This window comes from Allobosea sp. 05T439 (genome assembly GCF_056396005.1).
Genome location: NZ_JBFTKP010000021.1, coordinates 100,193 through 107,614, shown reverse-complemented (window position 1 = coordinate 107,614; position 7,422 = coordinate 100,193). Strand labels below are relative to the sequence as shown.

Annotated in this window: 6 protein-coding genes; 5 read left to right on the top strand and 1 reads right to left on the bottom strand. The window is 63.7% G+C overall.

The window, feature by feature from the left end:
* Positions 1–204: 204 nt before the first annotated feature.
* Complete coding sequence (locus AC1DIO_RS22525; protein ID WP_476854101.1) at positions 205–1,551, bottom strand: amidase; 1,347 nt, start codon at positions 1,549–1,551, stop codon at positions 205–207.
* 425 nt (positions 1,552–1,976) lie between these two features.
* On the opposite strand from AC1DIO_RS22525, the gene AC1DIO_RS22520 reads away from it, so the two are divergent.
* From AC1DIO_RS22520 to AC1DIO_RS22500, 5 genes are all read left to right on the top strand, one after another.
* Positions 1,977–2,411, top strand: a complete 435-nt coding sequence (locus tag AC1DIO_RS22520; protein WP_441507782.1) for a hypothetical protein — start codon at positions 1,977–1,979, stop codon at positions 2,409–2,411.
* 277 nt (positions 2,412–2,688) lie between these two features.
* Positions 2,689–3,093, top strand: coding sequence for an Hsp20/alpha crystallin family protein (locus AC1DIO_RS22515; RefSeq protein ID WP_441507783.1), 405 nt, complete (start codon positions 2,689–2,691; stop codon positions 3,091–3,093).
* Between the two features lie 40 nt (positions 3,094–3,133).
* Positions 3,134–5,545: an endopeptidase La gene (lon, locus tag AC1DIO_RS22510; protein WP_476776513.1), complete on the top strand. Its 2,412-nt coding sequence runs from the start codon at positions 3,134–3,136 to the stop codon at positions 5,543–5,545.
* Positions 5,546–5,684: 139 nt separating this feature from the next.
* A complete protein-coding gene (locus tag AC1DIO_RS22505; protein ID WP_476776514.1) occupies positions 5,685–6,530 on the top strand; it encodes a hypothetical protein in 846 nt (281 codons plus the stop codon).
* A gap of 51 nt (positions 6,531–6,581) precedes the next feature.
* On the top strand, positions 6,582–7,403 hold the full coding sequence (locus AC1DIO_RS22500; RefSeq protein WP_476776515.1) for a hypothetical protein: 822 nt from the start codon (positions 6,582–6,584) through the stop codon (positions 7,401–7,403).
* Positions 7,404–7,422: the final 19 nt, after the last annotated feature.

The window sequence follows — 7,422 nt, the reverse complement described above, 5'->3', positions numbered from 1 at the left end:
CAGATCGACGGCGATCTCGTCGCCGCCCTCGGCGACCGCAAGCTCCAGCCCGGAATGCCGGTCGAGGTCTTCATCACCACCGAGGAACGCACCGCGCTCTCGTTCCTGACGAAACCCTTCGCAGACCACGCCAACAGGATCTTCAAGGAACGCTGAAACAGAGCCCTACGGGGGGAGGGGCTGTGCCCGCCCCTCTTGGAGCACTCATTGCCGCAAGGCCGCCTCGATCCCGGCGGCAATGGCAAACAGGGTGCGATCGCCGCCGGTCTCGCCGGTCAGCATCAATCCGACCGGAGCCTCGCCAAGCTTATGGCAGGGCAGGCTGATCGCGCAGCGATCAAGGAAGTTGCCGAGGCTCGGGTTGCGCAACAGCTGCCCGTTCAGCCGGAAATACTCGGGATCCTCCGTCAGATCGTCCAGGCGCGGCGCCATGATCGGGCAGGTCGGCATCAGCAGCGCGTCGTAGCCTGCGGTAAGCGCATCCATTGCCGCGATGATCTCGCGCCGGGCCAGGACGAGATCGAGATAATCGGCGGCCAGCGCCTGTGCGCCGGTCGCGATCCGGCTGCTGACGCGGGGGTCGTAAAGCTCGCCCTTCGTTTCGAGCAGCGCGCGGTGCCAGGCGAAAGCCTCGGGCGCCGCGAAGCCGAACTTGCTGTTGGCCTTGCCAATTGCCCCGAGCGGCGCGAAATCAACATCGCTGATCAGCGCGCCAAGCGCGCTCAGGCGGCTGACTGCGCGGTCGAAAGCGGCGGACACGGTTGCATCCATGCCATCCCTGACGATCTGGGTCGGGATGGCAAGGCGCAGACCCGCAATAGGGCGTGGCAGCGGCGGCGCAAGAGAGTCGGCCGCCAGGACGCCGTCAACAATGGCGCAACAGGCCACGCTGGCGCCGAGCGGCCCCAATGAATCAAGGCTGCTCGACAACGGGACGACGCCATCKAGCGGCACCCGTCGCGCTGTCGGCTTGTAGCCGACAATGCCGCAGAGCGCGGCCGGAATCCGGCATGAGCCGCCCGTGTCACTGCCGAGTGCAACCGGTGCCATGCCATCGGCAACCGCCACGCCGGAGCCCGACGAGCTGCCACCCGGAATGCGGCGTGAGGCGCGATCCCAGGGACTGAGCGGCGTTCCATAATGTGGATTGGCACCGATTCCCGAATAGGCGAATTCGGTCATGTTGGTCCGGCCGATCGGGATGAACCCGGCCGAAATCATGCGTGCGATCGTCGGCGCATGAGCCTTCGCCGGCGCGCAATCGGCCAGTGCACGTGAGCCAGCCATGCTCCGTTCGCCGGCAACGTCGAAGAGGTCCTTCACGGCGAAGGGAATGCCGGCGAATGGGCCGGCCGCACGGCCGACCCGCCGCAAGCCGTCATGGGCATCAGCCGACGCCCGGGCGCTGACTGCCGAGACCGAGATGAAGGCGCGTCGACCTTCGCCCGCCGGATCTGAAATCCGTTCGAGGCATTCCTCCACCAGCGCACGGGCGGTGATCGTTCCACCGGCCAGAGCTTCAGCACAATCCTGCAACGTGCGCATGGTCATCGATTCCCCGAAGCAGCCATCATGTCAGGCTGTATCCGGGCTGACGGTCGAAATCCATTCCTGGCGACCATGGCTCTGCCATGCATTTCGAGGCGCGCGGTCCCGCATCAATCAAGCCTGCTCCAAGACAATGAGCCAGTGTCCCGAACGGTTGGAATATCGGCAAGCGGAGAGGTCGCTAATCTACTTTGGCACGTTGCCATAAGAGGCTGTCGTGAATGACCTATTTGATTTATCGATCGACTGATTTCCTGATCGGCTGGCCATTCGGCAAGCAAGGCCGCGCCCGGATCAGGGGATCGAGGATCATATAGTTTGGTTCCATAATATGTCTTATGCGAATCAAGGCGGCGCTCTTTGGAGCACCGATCGAGCCCTCCTTCGGATCCGAGACTGACGGAGCTCATGCTGACGGCGACAAACGCTTGAGCCGTCACATCGCGGTGTACACTGCCCTGCTGCTGGCATGGACGGACGATTGGCCGCTGCAACCCCGATGCGCTGCCGAGAGATGTTCTCGTGGCCCGGCCGGTCCTGACAGCACCAGTGTGGTGCAGGAACGAGTGGTGGATCCGGCCACCATCCGCCTCATGCGCATGGATGCTCGGGAATCCGAAAGCCCGATCGGTCTCCCTGAACCATCATTGTGGGCTGCTTCAGCGAAGGCCGCGCCTCGGATGGTATTTCCAGGTTTGCAGCGCCTCGAGAAACGCCTGGAACTTCGACAGGCGGGCGAACTCATTGCGCGCGGGCTGCGCGTTCTAGTGGCTCGAAGGCAGGACCGCGATGCCGTGACTGCGCGAGATGCAGCCGCTCACAACTTGAAAGTCAGTGGTGAGATTATTCCCGTAAAGACCTAGTTTGGTTTGCTTTTTATCTTAGCGAAGCGCGCTCGGCTGTGTCGGGTGAGCTTGGGCGAGCGCTCTTTCGATTTCATACGAGTGACCGAAGGATTCTTGCAGCGAGGATCGCTCCTGCGGTCGCAAGGTTCAGCCTGCGCGCTATATTCCGTCACGCCGTGGCGCCCTGTTCTGCCGCGCCCTATCTGTTGCTCAGGACGCAAGCTCATGCCCAATCTGGCCATGATGCGTGGCTAGGCTCTAGAATGCTGGAAGCACCTTAAGTGGAGCTGCGGACATGAGGCGTGACGATCATCAGAGCTGGATGTGGTCGGAAGCGATCGCGATGCTGACGCGGGCCGAGCATCTGCACCGACAGTTCTTCCAGCCACGCCAGGCGGCCCAACAGGTGTCCTGGGTCCCACCGGTCGACGTACTCGAGCTCGAGACTGAGGTCCTGATCCTGGTCGCCTTGCCGGGAGTGTGCACCGACCAGGTCGAAATCGCCATCGAAGACGGCGAACTCGTCGTGGTGGGGCGCCGCACCCTGCCCTCGGAACTCCGCACCGCGACTATCCATCGGCTTGAGATTCCCCAGGGCCATTTCGAGCGCCGCGTCCGCCTGCCCCAAGGACGCTACGCGGCCGTGACGCGCAGCGACGCGAATGGCTGCCTGGTGCTCAGCCTGCAGAAATCGATTTGAGGTCGAGAGCCGTTCGCGAACAGGTGCCTGGGAGGGATTCATGCCGAGCGAGGATCGAGAGCAGGAAACCGAACAGCCGGCGGCATCGGTCGCTCATCCCGCGGCGCCTTCGACCGTGCCTTCCGATGCCCTGATCATCGTTCCGGTCCGCGACATGGTTCTCTTCCCCGGAACGGTATTCCCGATCACGATCGGACGAGAGCGTTCGGTCCTTGCGGCCCAGCAGGCGCTTCGCGAAGAGCGACCGGTCGGCATTCTGATGCAGCGCGACTCCGAGATCGAGAATCCGGCGCCTGCGGACCTGCACCGGGTGGGAACGGTCGCCAATGTCCTTCGCTATATCAACGCGCCGGACGGCAGCCATCACCTTGTCCTGCAAGGGGAGCAACGCTTCAGCCTGGTCGAGTTTGTGGTCGAGAACCCCTTCTTCGCGGCGCGTGTGTTGCGGATCGAGCAGCCCGATCTCCTCACACCGAAGATCGAGGCTCATACACTCCATCTGCGTCAACAGGCGCTCGAGGCGCTGCAACTCCTCCCGCAGGTGCCGCAGGAACTGCTTGCGGCCGTTCAATCGGCCGTTTCGCCCACGGCCCTGGCCGATCTCGTCGCCGCCTATCTGGATATCACGGTCGACGAGAAGCAGGAGCTCCTCGAGACCATCGACATCACCAAGCGCATGGACAGGATCTCGCATTTCCTGGCCCGGCGGATCGAAGTTTTGCGGCTGACCCAGGAAATCGGCCGCCAGACCAAGGAATCGCTCGATGCGCGCCAACGCGAAGCGATCCTGCGCGAGCAGATGGCAGCGATCCAGCGCCAACTGGGTGAGACGGACGGCAGAGGGCCGGAGGTCGCCGAGCTCACCGAAGCGATCGCGAGGGGCGGGATGACGCCGGAAGCGGAAGAGGTCGCGCGCAAGGAATTGCGCCGCTACGAGCGCATGCCGGAGGCCGCGGCCGAGGCGGGCATGGTTCGCACCTATCTCGACTGGCTGATCGAGCTGCCCTGGGCCCTCCCCGAGGAGAAACCGATCGACCTGGCTGCCGCCCGCCAGATTCTCGACGAGGATCATTTCGGGCTCGACAAGATCAAGCGCCGCATCATCGAATACCTCGCAGTGCGGAAGCTCGCGCCGGGAGGCAAGGCGCCGATCCTGTGTTTCGTCGGCCCGCCCGGTGTCGGCAAGACCTCGCTCGGTCAGTCGATCGCGCGAGCCATGGGGCGCCCCTTTTCGCGTGTGAGCCTGGGCGGCGTCCATGACGAGGCCGAAATCCGGGGCCATCGCCGAACCTATATCGGCGCCCTGCCCGGCAACATCATCCAGGCGATCCGCAAGGCCAAGGCGCGCAATTGCGTGATGATGCTCGACGAGATCGACAAGATGGGCCGGGGCATCCAGGGCGATCCCTCCGCCGCCATGCTGGAAGTGCTGGACCCGGAGCAGAACGCGACCTTCCGTGATAACTATCTCGGCGTCCCGTTCGATCTCTCCCGCGTCGTGTTCCTCACCACCGCCAACATGCTCGACACGATCCCCGGGCCGCTGCTCGATCGCATGGAGATCATCAGCCTCTCCGGATACACCGAAAGCGAAAAGCTTCAGATCGCGCGGCGTTATCTTCTGCGCCGACAGTTCGAGGCCAACGGTCTCGCGCCTGGGCAGGTCGAGATCGACGACGTATCGCTGCGGCGGATCATCCATGACTATACCCGCGAAGCCGGAGTGCGCGGCCTCGAACGCGAGATCGGCCGCGCACTGCGCCACGCGGCGGTACAGATCGCCGAAGGCAGCGCCACGCAGGTTCGCATCGGGGCCGATGATCTGGCGATGATCCTCGGTCCGCCCCGTTTCGAGAACGAGGTCGCCATGCGCACAAGCGTACCCGGCGTTGCCACCGGGCTGGCCTGGACGCCGGTTGGTGGCGACATCCTCTTCATCGAGGCGACCCGCATTCCCGGAAGGGGCAACCTGATCCTGACCGGCCAGCTTGGCGACGTGATGCGCGAAAGCGCCCAGGCCGCCCTCAGTGTGGTCAAGAACCGTGCTTCATCACTAGGCATCGACCCCGCCATGTTCGCCGAGAGCGATATCCATATTCACGTCCCCGCCGGCGCTACGCCCAAGGATGGGCCAAGCGCCGGGGTTGCCATGTTCACCGCGCTGGTTTCGCTCCTGACCCGCCGTACTGTGCGAAGCGACACTGCCATGACGGGAGAGATCAGCTTGCGCGGGCTGGTTCTGCCGGTTGGCGGCATCAAGGAGAAGGTCGTCGCGGCAGCAGCAGCCGGGCTCACCCGCGTCATGCTGCCAGCCCGCAACCGCCGCGATTTCGAGGACATCCCGGAGGATGCCCGCAAGAGGCTCGAATTCATCTGGCTGGAAAAGGTCGATGACGCGATGACGGCCGCGCTCGAGGACAAGCCGGCGGATCAGGCTGCTGCGGCTGAGTGAGGACGTCATCGGGCCACGCCACGGCCCTCCCCTCAATTTCGTGGCGCCATTTCCTGTTCTACCCTGGGTCGCTTAACCCAGCGTAAGGATCGCGGCAGGCAGTATCCTCCCGCCCGATTGGACGGCTGAGGCACGGACGATGTCATTCGGAAGGAAGCAGCAACAAGACCCCGCTGTGCAGGAGGCCGGCAGCGCGGTTGCGACGCGGGCTGGGCGCGTCGCCAATGCCTTGCTCATTCTTGTCCTGGTGCTGCCGATTGTGACCGCAGCGAGCATCTTCGTATCCGTGAATTTTCATCTCTGGCGCGCGACCCCGTCATTCGATCCCCTGCTGACAAAAATCGAATCGGCGCAACGCGCGAGCGGCGTCGTCTCCGGTGACGATGCCGAGGCGCTGAAACGGCTCTTCCAGCGCCTCGAGGGCATGACCGCGCAATCTGCCGAGGCCAGGAATACGGACATGGTGCATGTCGTCTTCCACGCCGTCAGTGCGGCCGAAACGACCGCAGTGACCTCTGAGGCGCAGGCCAAGCTCCCCGGCAAATCGGACCCGCAGGCCATTGCCCTGGACCTGTCCAACATTGGCGCGTCTGCCGTCGTCCTCATCGCCGACAGGCCGGCTCTATTGCAGATCAGCGGGGCACTCCCGAGCCAGCGGGCGAAGATTGGCGTCGAAGGACCGTTTGCGTTTGATCTCGCCGGAGCCAGGGATGGACTGCTCGCAGGGTTTCGCGTCGGTGCCTTTGGGGCCGGGGACGTGGCAAGCCCGGGAGACTATTCCCGTTTCCCAACGGATAGACCCCGGCAGCGACTGGTCTGCGCGGCGCTGGACAGATGGCAGCGCTATTTCGGCATCCCCAGAGAGAATTTGCGCGTCTGGTCGACCACGAACGCACGCCGGATCGAGATCGGCCAACGAAGCGTGAAGGCGGATACTCGCATTGATCCGGACGGGTACGGCGCAACCAGCGTCTGCCCACGATAGGACGCCGGCATCTGCCCGATAAGACAACACGAGTGTAGCGGGATCGAGACCATGTCGTTCGGTAAGAGGAAGCCTCCGACCACCGATGCAAAAGGCGGTGGCGCTGAGGCAAGTTCTCGCGGTCCCCAGGGCGGGAGCGGCGGTCCTGGCATAGGCGTGGCCGACATTGCAATCGGCGTGGTCGCCATTCTCGTGAGCTTTTCTGGCGCCTATTTCTTGCTGGGGCGCAGCTCCAGCCCCCCACCCCCGACTGCTCCGGCCGTTGTTGCGGGCTTCGGTTCCGATCCCGTTGCGGTTGCGCGGTCCTACAACAAGCAAGGACCGGTGCCGTTCATCGTCGGCCAGTCCTGGATGATGACGTTTGAGATGCAGCAAACTGCCGATGGCTTCAGTGCGATCGACAGCGAACTGCACGAACGCTGCATGAAGCCCACGAGCAGAGATGCCGCAGCCTACGCGGAAAAACGCGGGCAGACATTCCTGGGACCAGAGAAAGGAGCGGAGTTCCTGGCGTGCACGATGCGCATCTACAAGAACCGATTTTGCGACGACCAATACCGCAACCGCTTGGTCGCACGGCTAAGCGAATTCGTTCGCGCGCGGCGGGAACACATTTCCATGGTAAAGAATGTCCGCGAAAGCGAGATGGGTCGAATGATCGTCGCTGTCGATAGTGCCGACAGAGGCCGCGGCAATGACGTTACCTCGGGCTATCAACCGTCTGCCTTCGTGCCGGAGCCGCTCGCCGAACAGATCCGCCTCTTGTCGCGAGCCGGGTTCGTCACTCAGAAGGATTTCACTGGCCTGTTCAACTCCACCCCGGCTGAATTGAAATCCTATCTCCAATCCGACGGTAAAGCGCCTTGCGGGTAGCCCGAACCCGCAGGCACGG